This is a genomic window from Mycobacterium sp., from assembly GCF_025933915.1.
Classification (GTDB): Bacteria; Actinomycetota; Actinomycetes; order Mycobacteriales; family Mycobacteriaceae; genus Mycobacterium.
The window spans coordinates 1-12,612 of sequence record NZ_JAICZA010000138.1 but is presented as its reverse complement, the minus strand read 5'-3'; the positions used below and the strand labels follow the sequence as shown (position 1 = coordinate 12,612).

Annotated in this window: 13 protein-coding genes and 1 pseudogene; 4 read left to right on the top strand and 10 right to left on the bottom strand. The window is 66.6% G+C overall.

Annotated features, from left to right (window positions below; all coding sequences use genetic code 11):
- Positions 1–231: pseudogene (locus Q0W90_RS18920) on the bottom strand (amino acid ABC transporter substrate-binding protein); the annotation flags it as partial.
- 58 nt (positions 232–289) lie between these two features.
- Positions 290–1,075, bottom strand: a complete 786-nt coding sequence (locus tag Q0W90_RS18915) for a spirocyclase AveC family protein (RefSeq protein WP_297597904.1) — start codon at positions 1,073–1,075, stop codon at positions 290–292.
- A 195-nt stretch (positions 1,076–1,270) separates the two neighbouring features.
- On the opposite strand from Q0W90_RS18915, the gene Q0W90_RS18910 reads away from it, so the two are divergent.
- Positions 1,271–1,933, top strand: coding sequence for a TetR/AcrR family transcriptional regulator (locus Q0W90_RS18910; RefSeq protein WP_297597902.1), 663 nt, complete (start codon positions 1,271–1,273; stop codon positions 1,931–1,933).
- 36 nt (positions 1,934–1,969) lie between these two features.
- A complete protein-coding gene (locus tag Q0W90_RS18905; RefSeq protein ID WP_297775811.1) occupies positions 1,970–3,175 on the top strand; it encodes a cytochrome P450 in 1,206 nt (401 codons plus the stop codon).
- A gap of 74 nt (positions 3,176–3,249) precedes the next feature.
- On the opposite strand, the gene Q0W90_RS18900 is transcribed toward Q0W90_RS18905, so the two are convergent.
- Genes Q0W90_RS18900 through Q0W90_RS18880 form a run of 5 tightly spaced genes read right to left on the bottom strand, consistent with a single transcriptional unit; the run spans position 3,250 to position 7,224 of the window.
- Positions 3,250–4,248 carry an alpha/beta fold hydrolase gene (locus Q0W90_RS18900; protein ID WP_297775809.1) on the bottom strand — a complete coding sequence of 333 codons (999 nt, stop codon included), beginning with the start codon at positions 4,246–4,248 and terminating at the stop codon, positions 3,250–3,252.
- Between the two features lie 44 nt (positions 4,249–4,292).
- Positions 4,293–4,805 (bottom strand): lipoprotein LpqH, encoded by a 513-nt coding sequence (locus tag Q0W90_RS18895; RefSeq protein WP_297699164.1) that lies wholly within the window; start codon positions 4,803–4,805, stop codon positions 4,293–4,295.
- A 45-nt stretch (positions 4,806–4,850) separates the two neighbouring features.
- Positions 4,851–5,579, bottom strand: a complete 729-nt coding sequence (locus tag Q0W90_RS18890; RefSeq protein ID WP_297775807.1) for a hypothetical protein — start codon at positions 5,577–5,579, stop codon at positions 4,851–4,853.
- Complete coding sequence (locus tag Q0W90_RS18885; protein WP_297775804.1) at positions 5,579–6,445, bottom strand: LLM class F420-dependent oxidoreductase; 867 nt, start codon at positions 6,443–6,445, stop codon at positions 5,579–5,581. Before Q0W90_RS18885 ends, Q0W90_RS18890 begins: the two co-directional genes overlap by 1 nt.
- Positions 6,442–7,224, bottom strand: coding sequence for an SDR family oxidoreductase (locus tag Q0W90_RS18880; RefSeq protein ID WP_297699160.1), 783 nt, complete (start codon positions 7,222–7,224; stop codon positions 6,442–6,444). The genes Q0W90_RS18885 and Q0W90_RS18880 overlap by 4 nt, the downstream gene beginning before the upstream one ends.
- 98 nt (positions 7,225–7,322) lie before the next feature.
- Between Q0W90_RS18880 and Q0W90_RS18875 the strand changes: the two genes are divergently transcribed.
- Together Q0W90_RS18875 and Q0W90_RS18870 are read left to right on the top strand one after the other, a co-directional pair.
- Entirely contained in the window at positions 7,323–7,895 is a 573-nt protein-coding gene (locus tag Q0W90_RS18875) for a TetR/AcrR family transcriptional regulator C-terminal domain-containing protein (protein WP_297597888.1), read from the top strand.
- Positions 7,892–9,148 (top strand): cytochrome P450, encoded by a 1,257-nt coding sequence (locus tag Q0W90_RS18870; RefSeq protein WP_297699158.1) that lies wholly within the window; start codon positions 7,892–7,894, stop codon positions 9,146–9,148. Before Q0W90_RS18875 ends, Q0W90_RS18870 begins: the two co-directional genes overlap by 4 nt.
- Position 9,149: 1 nt before the next feature.
- Here Q0W90_RS18870 and Q0W90_RS18865 read toward each other — a convergent pair whose 3' ends face one another.
- The 3 genes from Q0W90_RS18865 to Q0W90_RS18855 all read right to left on the bottom strand — a co-directional run bounded on the left by Q0W90_RS18865 (position 9,150) and on the right by Q0W90_RS18855 (position 12,371).
- On the bottom strand, positions 9,150–10,016 hold the full coding sequence (locus tag Q0W90_RS18865; RefSeq protein WP_297699156.1) for a sulfurtransferase: 867 nt from the start codon (positions 10,014–10,016) through the stop codon (positions 9,150–9,152).
- Between the two features lie 203 nt (positions 10,017–10,219).
- On the bottom strand, positions 10,220–11,746 hold the full coding sequence (locus Q0W90_RS18860; RefSeq protein ID WP_297597884.1) for an FAD-dependent monooxygenase: 1,527 nt from the start codon (positions 11,744–11,746) through the stop codon (positions 10,220–10,222).
- A complete protein-coding gene (locus Q0W90_RS18855; protein WP_297775800.1) occupies positions 11,739–12,371 on the bottom strand; it encodes a TetR/AcrR family transcriptional regulator in 633 nt (210 codons plus the stop codon). Before Q0W90_RS18855 ends, Q0W90_RS18860 begins: the two co-directional genes overlap by 8 nt.
- Between the last annotated feature and the right edge of the window lie 241 nt (positions 12,372–12,612).

Genomic DNA, 12,612 nt, shown 5'->3' with positions numbered 1-12,612 from the left:
TTCGCCGTAGGCGTCGATGACCGCCTTGACCGAGCCCTTCGGCAGCCCTTCCACTTCGCGGTAGATGATCTCGATCGGCCGGTCGATCAGCCCTTGCTCGACGCCCTTGTTGAAGACCAGGTCGAAAGGCTGTGTCAGGTCATCGAAATACGTCTTGGGGAAGCCTTCGGGCAGCCGGAAGTCCATCAGGTAACCGATCTTGATCGGCTCCGCACTGCTCTCGTAACTCATCTGAACTCCTTGATGCCGAACGTCGGCCTTGATCGCGCAACTACTCGACGCTCGGCGGCTAGCGCGGTTGGTTCGGCACACCCGGGAACAGCTCGCCCGGCGCCTCGACGGTCACCCAGCCGCCCAACTTCGTCACCAGGTGGGGCGCGAAAACGGCGCTGTAGAGGGCGTTTCCGATGACGACCACGGCGATGACGGACAGGATCGACGACCCGACACGGCTCTTCGCCCGGCTCGCCGCCCACATCTCGATGACGTTGCGTCCTTGCGCGTCCGTCCGGCCCAGCAGATAGGTGAAGAGCATCATCTGGATGCCCATCGCCAACGAGTCGTAGAGCGGGTACTGGTGCACGGTTCCCTCGCGTATCGCCAGTCCGGGAATCACGCGGCCGTAATAGAACACGCCGAGCTTGGCGCCCAGGAACCCGTTGAAGAACAGTGCCCAGCAGAAGCCGACGAGAAGACCGACCACCAACAGCGTTTGGGGTCTGCGCCACTTGAACGTGGCGGCCACCCATCGGCCCAGCGCCGCACCCGTCACCGCGGGCAGCACGAAGTAGGAGATGTAGCCGACCGGGACGAACAGGGGCAACCCGCCCCACGTCATGTTCAGCGGCCACCACGACGGCATGCGCGGGATGGCCGGCGGGAACTGCGCGTACATCGCCCAGTCATAGGGCGCCTCGATCCACGAGAACGACATCGCCGAGATGCACAGCAGCAGAAGGGGGTGTACGCGACGCTGACGCACGCTCAGGTAGATGCCCAGGACGGTGAACCCGATGCCCCCGACGAGCGCGAAGTCACTGGCCGCCTGCATCACAGGTGTCATCTGGGAGCTCATTGGTCGCCCCCTTGACTCCGGCGTGCCTGCGGGTCAAAGCGCAGCACCAGCCCGAAGATCAGCACGATCAATCCGAACAGCGTGCCCAGCATGATGACGGCGCCCACGGTCGCACCCCTTCCGATTCGACCTCGACTCATTAGATAGTGCACACTATCCTAAAGGCAGTCAACCATCGGATGAGGAGGCAACGACGTGGCACAGCGGCCGTCCAGCGCGAAGCGCAGCGCGGGAGAGGCGCCGGCCTTCATCCGCCGGCCACGCGGTGCTCCGCGCAAGCTGCTGCTGGACACCGCCCGGGCCCGCTTCGCCCGGCAGGACTACCGCAGCACGACGACGCGTGAAATCGCCCAGGCCGCAGGCGTTACCGAGCACCTGTTGTTTCGTCACTTCGGCTCCAAGGCGGCGTTGTTTCGCGAGGCGCTCGTCCTGCCCTTCACCGATTTCGTCGAAGAATTCCGCCGGACGTGGCAGTCGGTCGTCCCCGAGGAGACCGACGAGGAGGAGCTGGCGCGCCGTTTCGTCGGGCAGCTCTACGACGTGTTCGTCGAACATCAGGGCCTGCTGTTGACGCTGATGGCCTCCGAGTCGCTGAGCGAGGAGGAGAAGGCCGACGCCGGCATCGCCGAGATCAGGCAGGCGATCACGGCGCTCGGTCAGATCAGCGCCGAGGGCATGCACCTGCGGGGGTTGCGCTCGGACCATCCCGACCTGCCCGCCCACTCGACGGTGGCGATGATCGCCGGTATGGCGGCCCTGCGCTCGACCTACTTCGGCACCAAGCCGCCGTCGAGGGAGACCATCGTCGACGAACTCATCCAGGCCATCCTGCACGGCTTCCTGCACAGGAACGGCTGACCCGTTCAATCCGTCACCGCACCAGAGGAATTGGTAATGACCGGCACCAGCGCGATCGAGTTATACTACGACCCCTTCGATTCCGTCATCGACGACAACCCCTACCCGGTGTGGAAGCGCATGCGCGAGGAAGCGCCGCTGTACTACAACGAAAAGTACAACTTCTACGCGCTGAGCCGCTACGAAGACGTGGCACGTGAATTGCCGAACTGGCAGACCTACCGATCCGGCCGGGGGACCACCGCTGACATCCTGTTCGCCAATATCGAAGTGCCGCCGGGCATTCTGCTGTTCGAAGACCCGCCCCTGCATGACCTGCATCGCCGCCTGTTATCGCGTGTCTTCACGCCCCGGCGCATGCTGGCAGTGGAGGATTTGGTGCGTGGATTCTGTGTCCGGGAGCTGGATCCGCTGGTCGGCGGGAGTGGTTTCGATTTCATCGCAGACCTCGGCGCGATGATGCCGATGCGCACCATCGGCTACCTGTTGGGCATCCCCGAAGCGGATCAAGAAAAGATCCGAGACCGCAGCGTCGCCAACATCGAACTGTCCAAGGACAGCGACCCTGCTGCGATCGACGCGAATGTTTTCGCGAATTCCATTGCCCTGTTCGCCGAGTACATCGAATGGCGGGCCGATCATCCGTCCGACGACCTGATGACCGAGTTGCTGCGGGCTGAGATCGACGAGCCGGACGGGACCCGGCGCCCGTTGTCGCGCACCGAGGTGCTGGCCTACACCGCCATGATCGCCGGCGCCGGGAACGAGACGACCGCACGGCTCATCGGTTTCATGGGCCAACTGTTGTCGGATCACCCAGATCAACGCCGCGAACTCGTCGCCGACCCGTCGCTGATCCCCGGCGCGGTCGAGGAGACACTGCGCTACGAACCCCCGTCGCCGGTGCAGGCGCGCTACGTCGCCCAGGACGCCGAGCTCTATGGCCGCGTCGTCCCGGAGGGGTCATTCATGTTGCTGCTCAACGGTTCCGCGAACCGAGACCCCCGGCGCTTTGCCGATCCGGACCGCTACGACATCCACCGGCAAACGGGAGGCCACCTCAGCTTCGGGCAGGGCCTGCATTTCTGCCTGGGCTCCGCGCTGGCCCGGATGGAAGCGCGGGTGGCCTTCGAAGAGGTCCTGAAGCGGTGGCCGGACTGGGAAGTCGACTACGCCAACGCCGAGCGGGCGCACACCGCAAGCGTGCGCGGATGGGCTCGCCTGCCGGTGGTTACTCGCTAACTTTTCGCCCGCGAACGTGACTACAGCGTCACGCTCGGCGTCGAACGTGACTACTGCGTCACGCTCGGCGAAGGCTAGGACGCACTCGACGCGCTGTGGTCCACCAACACCGCGCCGTCGAGTTGGTTTCCCAACGTCTGCAACGGAATGTCGTCGCCCCGGGCGGTGAGGCGCACGATCTGGGCCAGTTGGGCCGGGGCGTCGCACTGCAGGTAGTGGTCGGCGCCCGGCACCACCCAGTAGCGGTTACGGCCCGGCTTGCTCTTCAGATACGTCTGCCAGACGTGGTTGGGAACCCGCAGGGGCGCCACGTTATCGTGGATTCCCCACACCACCGTCGTGTTGACGTCGCTCTTGGAAAGCGCTTCCAGCCAACTGGTTTCGTCGGTGGCACGCTCGTTGAGATATTGAATGGTGTCGGGCAGCACCCGGATTCCGTCGTTGTGGGCGAAACATTTTGCCAACGCTGCGATCTCCGGATCTTCCAATGTTCGCCGCGGCATGAAGGTGCTGGCGCCCATCCCGGCCGCCAGCATCTCCGGCGTCGTCACCGCCGCGGTGGCACGGGCGGTCCCGGGATCGAGCAGCGCGGTCTGGAACGCGGTGAGATTCGAAAGTGGAAGGTAGATATTGGCGTTCGTCACGATCAGGTCGACGGGCAGCACCGGCGGGTCAAGGGCCGCCAGCATGCCCAGCGCGATCATGCCGACGCTGCTGCCGCGGTCGTGGGTGAGCATGCGGTAGTCGGTGAGCTGCCACGCCTCGGTGATGGCGTAGACCAGCAGACGCGCGTCGTCGTAGAGCGAGTACACGTACGGCTCGGGCGGTTTGTCGGAGAGCCCGTAGCCGGGAAAGTCCAGCAGGTAGATGTCGAACTCGGTGCTCAGCTCGCGCGCCAACGCGAAGTAGTCGATGCTCGACGTCGGAAAGCCGTGCACCAGCACCAACGCGGGCGCACCGGGCGTGCCGCAACGACGGCTGAACACCGCGAGTTCCCTGGCGGCGTTGGCCGCGGTGGTCGAGCGCCAACGAAGTTCGGTGCCGCCCTCTTGCCACTGCGCGAAGATGTCCAAGCTGTCAGCATCTCAGAGGCGGTGGTGTCAAACAACCATGGCGTCTAGGGGCATGTCACGTGGATTCCAAATCTCACCTCGCGCAAACCGCTTTGACCGGGTGTGGCCGCTTGGCCCGTCCCGGTGATCGTGTAGCCCTTACCGTCCTTGGTCGCCTGGACCTGCGTCGGTGAATCGGTTCCCTGATAGGGCAGCTGATACTGGCCGTTGTCCAACTTGAGCGAAATCGCGAAGCCGTCGACGGTGGGCGGTCGTTCGTCGGAGACGGCCAGGGACACCGACGCCGAATCGTCGTGCACGCTGATGCGGGTGGTGAGGTCTCCCGATTCCGGCGGCGACGCGTTCGGCTGGGCCGCCGAACTCGTGCAGTCGACCGTGGCGATGATCGTGCGCTTGTTCCCATCGATCATCACTGTCGTACTGGTCAACGCCTGAGTCGAAGTCGGGGGAGCGGCGGGGTGACTTCCGTTGCCGGAACAGGCCGCCAGACTCGCGCCCGACGCCATGACGGCGAGCGCGGCGGCCGCACGAACGATGCCCCGCTGAAGGTTTGTCATGTCAGTCCTCCGCTAGACGGTCATGAGGACTATAAACCTGCCCGTCTACGGCCAGGCTTCCCAGCTGATCATGCTGCGCAGCGGCCCGGCGAACACGGGCCGCACGGCCGTTGAACGCCAACGCTCTTCGATGAGGGGGGCCAGGGCCTCGATGGTGGTCAGCGGATCGTCGTCGAGGTAGATGACGCTGATGTACTGGTGGTCGGTTCGCCATCCCCGGGGCAGGTGGCTCCAACCCGCGCTGGAACCGAATGTCCACGCGCCGGCCGTGCCCGGTGTCGCGAGCAATGCCGGGTAGTGCTCGGCGTGCAGCCACCGCAGCCACTCGTCCGGGCGGCCCTCGGTCGGCTCCTCGACGATCAGCACGATGCCGCGGTGCGGCCGAAAGGGCACCACCTCGGGTGAGATCAACGCGTGCGGCGCCGACCGCCACTGCAGGAGGCGCAAGCCGGCCACTTGCAGCGACGGCCTCACGACGGGAAAGCGGCCGTTGTCGCGCAGCGCGCGCCCGAGGGTGACGAAGTCGTCGAAGGTTTCTTCCACGGGATCGGCGACCAAATAGTGCACCGTATTGGCGATTTCGCCCAGGTGTCCGTGGGCCGCGAGGCGATGGCTGGCGTAGTCACCGTCGGCGATCCAGCGCAGCCCGTGCACGATGCCCGGCAGCTGGTATTGCTCGGGCATGTGATCCAGCAAGTGCCAACGCAGATAGTCGTCGTCGGCGTCGGGTGGCGCCGCGGCGGTGAGGCTGAATATGCCTGCCTTGACGCGCATTACGGGGCACCGCCGGTGGGGGAATGAAGCTCGGCGAGGGCCTGCAGGTTCTCCAGGTAATGCGACAGCGAGGTATGGCGGAACGCGGCGCCGACGATGGTCGCTCCGTGCGCGGCGGTCTCGCCCAGAAGGTCGCGGGTTCGATCCGGCTCGCCGATCGGGTCCAGCAGCGCGGGCAGGACGACCTCGAATCCGGGCCCGAAATCGAAGCGGCTCAGCCAGTCTCGCACCTGGTGCAGGCTCACGTTGAAGGGCGCCCAGCCGTCGGCCAGCGTTGCGGCGCGGCGCAGCGATCGCAGTGTTTGCCCGCCGATCCAGATCGGGACGTGGTCTTGGACCGCGCACGGGTCGACGACCATGCCGCCAAATGAATAGAACTCGCCCTGGTAGGCGGGCGCGGGCGCCGACAGCGAGGCGCGCAGCGCCCGCAGCGCGTCGTCTGCGCGCCGGCCGCGGTCGTCAAAGGGTGCGCCGAGTAGTTCGAACTCTTCTTTGAGGCTGCCGACGCCGACGCCGAGGATCAGCCTGCCGCCGCTGACCTGGTCCAGGGTGCCGTAGCGTTTGGCGATCTCGAGTGGATGGTGATAGCCGAGCACCAGCACGTTGGTGGCTAACCGAATTCGTTGCGTGCGGGCGGCCAGGTAGCCGAAGGTCGCCAGCGGATCCCAGTAGCGGACGCCGCGCCGGCCCCGCTCGGCCGCGGGCAGCGCGATGTGCTCGCTGCAGGTCAGGTGGTGATAGCCGAGCCGGTCGGCGGCCTCGGCGATTTGGGCCAGGTCCTCGATGGTGGCGTGCTTCTCCCAGTCGCCGCTGCTCCGGGGGAACATCGTCACCACCGGGGTGGCCACCGACAGTTTGGCGCTCATCCCTGCATATACCCTCCGGCGTCGACGGGGATCGATTGGCCGGTGATGGTGCGGCTTTCGTCGCTGGCCAAAAACAGCGCCAGGTTCGCGACGTCCTCGGGTGAGGAAATATCTTGCAGCGCGACGCCTTTGAGTTGTTTCGCGCGGAGGGTCTCGGCGTCGACGCCTTGCTCGTCGGCGGTGCGTTGCACCCATTTGCGCCACAGCTCGGTGTCGATGGACCCGGGCACGATGCAGTTGCACCGGATCCCGTGCGGGCCGACCTCGAGGGCGACGGCCTTGGTGAACGCCCGCAGTGACGCCTTGGCGGTGACATAGTGCGTTTTGCGCACCATGCCGGAGTAACTGACGGTGGAGGAGAAGTTCAGGATCACGCCGTGGCGCCGCTGCAACATCGACCGGTTGAGCACTTCGCGGGTGCACAGCATCGCGGCGGTCACATCGATGGCGATGGTGGCGTTCCAGTTTTCCAGCGTCTGCTCCCAGATCCAGCGGTCCTGGCCGGGAGCGGCGGCGTTGTTACACAGGATGTCGACGTGGCCGAATTCGTCGACCGCCCGCGCCACCATGGCCGCGACGTCGTTCTCGTCGGTCACGTCGGCGCGCATGGCGATGGCGCCGGGGCCGGCCGCATGCGCGGCGGCGCGCACCAGTTCTTCGCGCCGCGCGGCCAGCAGCACCTTGGCGCCTTCGCGCACGAACAGCGCACCCAGCACGGGGCCCAGGCCGGTGCTGGCCCCTGTGATGATCGCGACCTTACCGTCGAGCCGGCCGGTCATAACGTGGTCTTCCCAGACTGATTCATGACGGGGTAGATTCTAACAGTGTTCGAATCTAGCCGCAGCCGATCGGTCGCTGCGACTAAGGGAGTGTCGCGATGACGGCCGCGGTGCGGCGGCCCTACGGCGAACTCGACCGCGCTCGCGTGGTGGCTTCCCTGCGTGAGTTGGTTCGACGCGTGGGCGTGCAGGGCGTGACGATGCGCGAACTGGCGGCCGAACTCGGCGCCGCGGTGCCCTCGGTGTACTACCACGTGCCGGGCAAGCGGGCGGCCCTGGACATGCTCGCCGAATCGGTGCTGGCCGACATCCCGGTCGTCGAAATCGGACCGTGGGATACCCGACTGGCCGAACTCTACTGTGCCGCCCGGGAAGTCATCCTGTCGGTGCCCGGCATTGCGGGCGTGCTGCAAACCAGCGGTGGCGGTGAATCCGCCCGTCGGCTCGACAAACTCAGCCGTTCGCTGCTCGTCGAGGCCGGTCTCCCCAAACCGGTTGCGGCCGCCACTCACTCGGTGTTGTACACCTATTTGCTGGGGTCGGTGAGTCTGCAGGAGGCGCGGCCCGCGGCGCGTGGTAAGCGCCAGGCCGCCAATCACTTTCGCGCGGGCCTCGAGGTGATCATCGCCGGGATCAGGGCCTCGTTACAGGAAGGAGCGGTGGACCGATGAGCGTTGCCAAGCCCACGCTGGTGAAATCCCTGGTTCCGGAGAACCTGGATACCGCGGCCGACCGCGATGCGGCGGCCGTGCTGGACCCCGACACGTTCGTCGCCGGCGCCCCGTACGACGCGATGGCGAGGCTGCGGGCCAGCTCACCGGTGCACCCGGTGCAGCTGCCCGGGCTGCCCAGGGCGTGGCTGTTGACCAAACACGCCGACGTGCGACTGGTCAGCCGCGACACCGACACCTTCGCCAGCAGCAAGGGCAACACGCTGGTGGAGGCCGAGGCCGGGCCGAATTCGGCGATGTTGCCGGGCATCGATCCGCCGCGTCACGTTCACTTTCGCAAGCTGATCAACCAGGGCTTCACCGTCCGAAACGTCCAGCGGCTGGAACCGCGGATGCGGGAGGTGGCGCGCGACATCGTGGCCGACATCACCGACAAGGGTGAATTCGACGCGGTGACCGACATTTCCGCCGAGATGTCGCTGCAGGTGATCGCCGACGTTCTCGGGGTCCCCGCCGAGGATCGGATGGACGTGTTCCGCTGGAGTAATGCCATCGGAAGCCTGGGCATCGAAGATCCCGACTATGCTCCCACGCCCGAAGCGCTGGGAAAGGCCGCGGCCGAAATGTTCGCCTACTGCGGGGAATTGGTGGAGCACCGGCGCAAACACGGCCTCACCGACGACATCTTGTCGGCCCTGCTCGCCGCCGAGGTCGACGGCGAGAAGCTCAACATCGATCAGCTCAACGAGTTCTTTCTGTTGCTGGCGATCGCCGGCAACGAAACGACGCGTAACACGCTGAGCCACGGCATCTTGGCGCTCTCCGAACACCCCGAGCAGCAGGCGCTGCTCGTCCGTGACCCCACCGCGATCAAGCTCGCGGTGGAGGAGTTGTTGCGCTGGGCGACCCCGGTGATGCACTTTCGGCGGACCGTGACCCGTGACGTCGAAATCCGCGGGCAGCGAATCCCTTCCGGCGATTGGGTGCTGATGCACTATCTGTCCGCCAACCGCGACGAGGACGTCTTCGATGACGCGGACCAGTTCGACGTCACCCGCCCCGACGCCGGTCACGCCGCGTTCGGGGGTGGGGGAGTGCACTTCTGCCTCGGCGCGCAACTGGCACGCCTCGAGATGCGCGTCATGCTCGAGGAGCTCTACTCGAGCGTGCCCGGCCTGGCCGTCACCGGAGCACCCGACCGGTTGCGCTCATCGTTCTTCCACGGCATCAAACGGCTGCCCTGCACAACGTGATTCAGTGAGTCGGTGGCGACTCGCCGCGTTCCACCGGACGGGACGGATCCGAACTCCACTCGGACCAGGACCCGGGATACAACGCCGCTTCCCGGCCCAGCGCGGCGAGCGCCGCGATCGTGACCGTCGCGGTGATGCCCGAACCGCAGTAGGCGGCCACCGCGTCGTGACGCTCGATCCCGCGATCGGACAACAGTTGAGCGACCGAGTCGTCGCCGAGGAAGGTGCCGTCGGCCGTCAAGACCGCGACACTGGGAAGGTTCATCGCGCCGGGGATGTGTCCCGCGGCGGGATCAAGCGGTTCCACGTCGCCGCGGTAGCGCTCCGGTGCACGCGCGTCGAGCAGCGGCACGGTGCCGTCGGCGACCCGCTCGGCCGTCAACGTCGGACGGCTTCCGGCATACAGATCATCCTGTGGCACAGTCACATTCCCGGCCATTGGTTCGACCGGGCCGGTCTCCAGGCCGTAGCCGGCCGAGCGCCACGCGGCCAGGCCGCCGTCGAGAATGCGGACGTTCGATAGCCCGGCCGCGGTCAGCACCCACCATGCGCGTGCGGAACCGGCCCGATTCCAGTCGTCGTACGTCACCACCGGTGCGTCGCGCCGAACCCCCCAGCGACGCGCGGCGGCCTGCACGTCGTGTCCAGACGGCAGCGGATGACGGCCCCGGCCGGAAATCGTGTGGTCGCTGAGTTCATCCTCGAGTGAGACGTATACCGCGCCCGGGATGTGCCCCTCCAGGTAGGCCGCGCGCCCGTCGGGATCATCGATTCGCCACCGCACGTCCAGGATGCTCACCGGAGTGCCGGCCGCAATCATGTCCGCCAATTCGGGGGCGGTGATCAACACCTGATCGCGTGCTTCCACGGGATCCTCCTTTGTCGTCTCCACCGAGACTAGCCAGGATTCCCGGCAAACCGGCGGCCGCCCGAACAGGGCCCGGGACTGACCGTTACGCGGTGCGTTCGGAATCGCCGCCGGGCTCGTCGACGGCCGGGTGCGCGTGTGCACGCATCAATGCTGAACCGACGCCTGCCTGAACAGTCCGTGAATTTCGCTTGCGTGCGCCGCTACCCGTTCGCCGGTGTCCCGAACCAGCGCTGCAACGCCGCCCGCAGGGACGCGTCTTGAGCCGACCCGAATTCGTCGGCCGCCCATGCCACATAGCCGTCCGGCCGGATCAGCAGCGCCGCGGCGGGTCGTGCAGTGACGCTCGCGGTGACGACGTCGACCCGATCGGCCCAGCCGCGCGTCGCATTGGCGACGTCGCCGCCGAGGTCGAGCACGACGGGGCGGGCATCGTGGAGCAGTTCGGCCACCCGTCGGCCGTCATCGAGCGTCAGGTCGGGTACCAGGTGGCCCGACAGCGGGTGGTTGTCGCCCACGTCGTACCTCACGTCGGATCCGGCCAGGAGCGCCGCCATGTGGTTTTGTGGATCCGGGAAGGGGAACAGCTCGCCCAACAGGGTTCGCAGCGCGGCGACTTCGGGCCCCGGTGCCATGAGGGCGATCTGGGCCAGCGAGTGCATCATGACGCGCTGGCCGACGGGATGGCGCTCGGAGTGATAGGTGTCGAGCAGTCCTGCCGGTGCCGTGCCGTTGATTTCCGCGGCCAGCTTCCAGCCCAGGTTCATGGTGTCCTGCAGGCCCAGGTTCAAGCCCGGACCGCCCATCGCGCTGTGCACGTGCGCGGCGTCGCCGAGCAGCAGGACGCGGCCGTCGCGGTAGCGCTCGGCGTGCCGGGTGTTCTGCCCGTTGATTCGCCGAAGGGCATGTGGGCCCGGGCCTTTCGGTTCCTCGAACGGGATGTCCGCGCCCAGCACGCGGTGTGCGCTCTCGCGCAGCTCGGCGAGGGTCATCGGCATCTCGGCGACCGGTGGGCCGAATTCGATGGTCCCGAGCAGCGCCCGCCCCGGCTCGAACTCGGCATAGATAATCCCACCCAGGTCAAAGCGGTTGTGCCCGAAGCGGAGCGGACCGAATCCCGGAACCTCGACGCTGGCGCTGTTCGGGCGTCGGTACCGGTCGGGAATGTGTACGTGGGCGAGGCGGCTGACCATCGGTGAGGTGGTGCCGGGGAAGTCGATGCCCAGGGTCTTGCGCACCAGGCTGCGTCCGCCGTCGGCTCCGACCGCGTAGCCGGTGGCGACGGTGTAATCACGTTCGGGTGACGAGACCTGCAGCACAACGGATTCCGTCCCCGGTGCGATGCCGACGAGTTCGTGGCCCCAGCGCAGATCCACCCCGAGGCCGCGTGCCCGTTTCTCCAACAGCCGCACGAGCCGCGGCTGCGGCATGAGCATCGCGTACATCGGGTTGTCGTGTACGTCGGAGAAGATCAGCGGCATGGCCGCGAACATCCATCCAGGGCTGGGTTGGGGCGGCCCGCCGTCACCAGTGAAAGCCTGGTACATGCCGCGCATGTCGAGCATCCGAACGACTTGTCCGACAAGGCCGTTGGCCTTCGGCTCAGAGCTGGGACCGGGTAGGGCGTCCAGCACGACGGGCCTGACGCCGGCCAGTGCAAGCTCGCAGGCCAGCATCAGCCCGTTGGGACCCGCGCCGGCGATGACGACGTCGGCATGTTCGTCAGCCATGAGCGCCCTTCATTCTGGCGAGTTCCGGCAGCCCCGCCTGGACGGCGGCGAACCCCGAGCGGATCAGTGTGGTGATCGCCACCGGGGGATCGGCCCACGCATAGGCGTCCGCCGCGGCATCGCCCACGGCCCGCACGACGGCCATGACCAATCTCGGGTACAGATCGCGCTGCGGGTCGGTGCCGGTACGTTCGGCGATCACGTGCAGAAAATCGTCGAAAAGGCTCTGCGGCACCGAGCTTCGAACTTGTGGCTGCATGAGCAGCTTTCGCACCTCGACGAGTTCCTGGCGGCTGGGCGCGCGATTCTCCTCGCCGTACACGTCGCCGAAGTCGTCCTCCAAGGGCTCCAGCACGGCGTGAGTGATCGCCGTCCACAGCGGCTCGTCGGCGGGGCGCTCCCGTAGTAGGGCGACGCTGCGGCGCAGGCGTTCGGCTTGCCGGTAGGCCAGCGCCTCGTATTTGCCGACGAAGTAGTTGTTGAACGTGCGCAGTGAGACGCCTGCCATGTTCGCGACGTCTTCGCGCGTCACGTTCTCCAGCCCGCGCTCGAACGCCAAATGCAGCGCGGCATCACTGAGCGCCCGCCGGGTATCGGCTTTTTTGCGCTCGCGCAGTCCGGTCATGGCTGCCACCGTACGCGAAACGTGCACAGTAGGCAATATTGCCCGTTGGGCAATGTTTGCCTTGTCGTCGACCGACTTGATCGCTCGCGGGCGCTGAGTGTGCGTCGATGGCGTCGAGAGTGAATCGTTGGCGTCGAGTGTAAATCCTGGGCTTTCAGTGGGAAGCCACGGCGGCGACACGCCGAGCAGGCCCGCCCAGGATTCACAGTGAAAGCCCAGGATTCACACTCGTCGCGAGAAG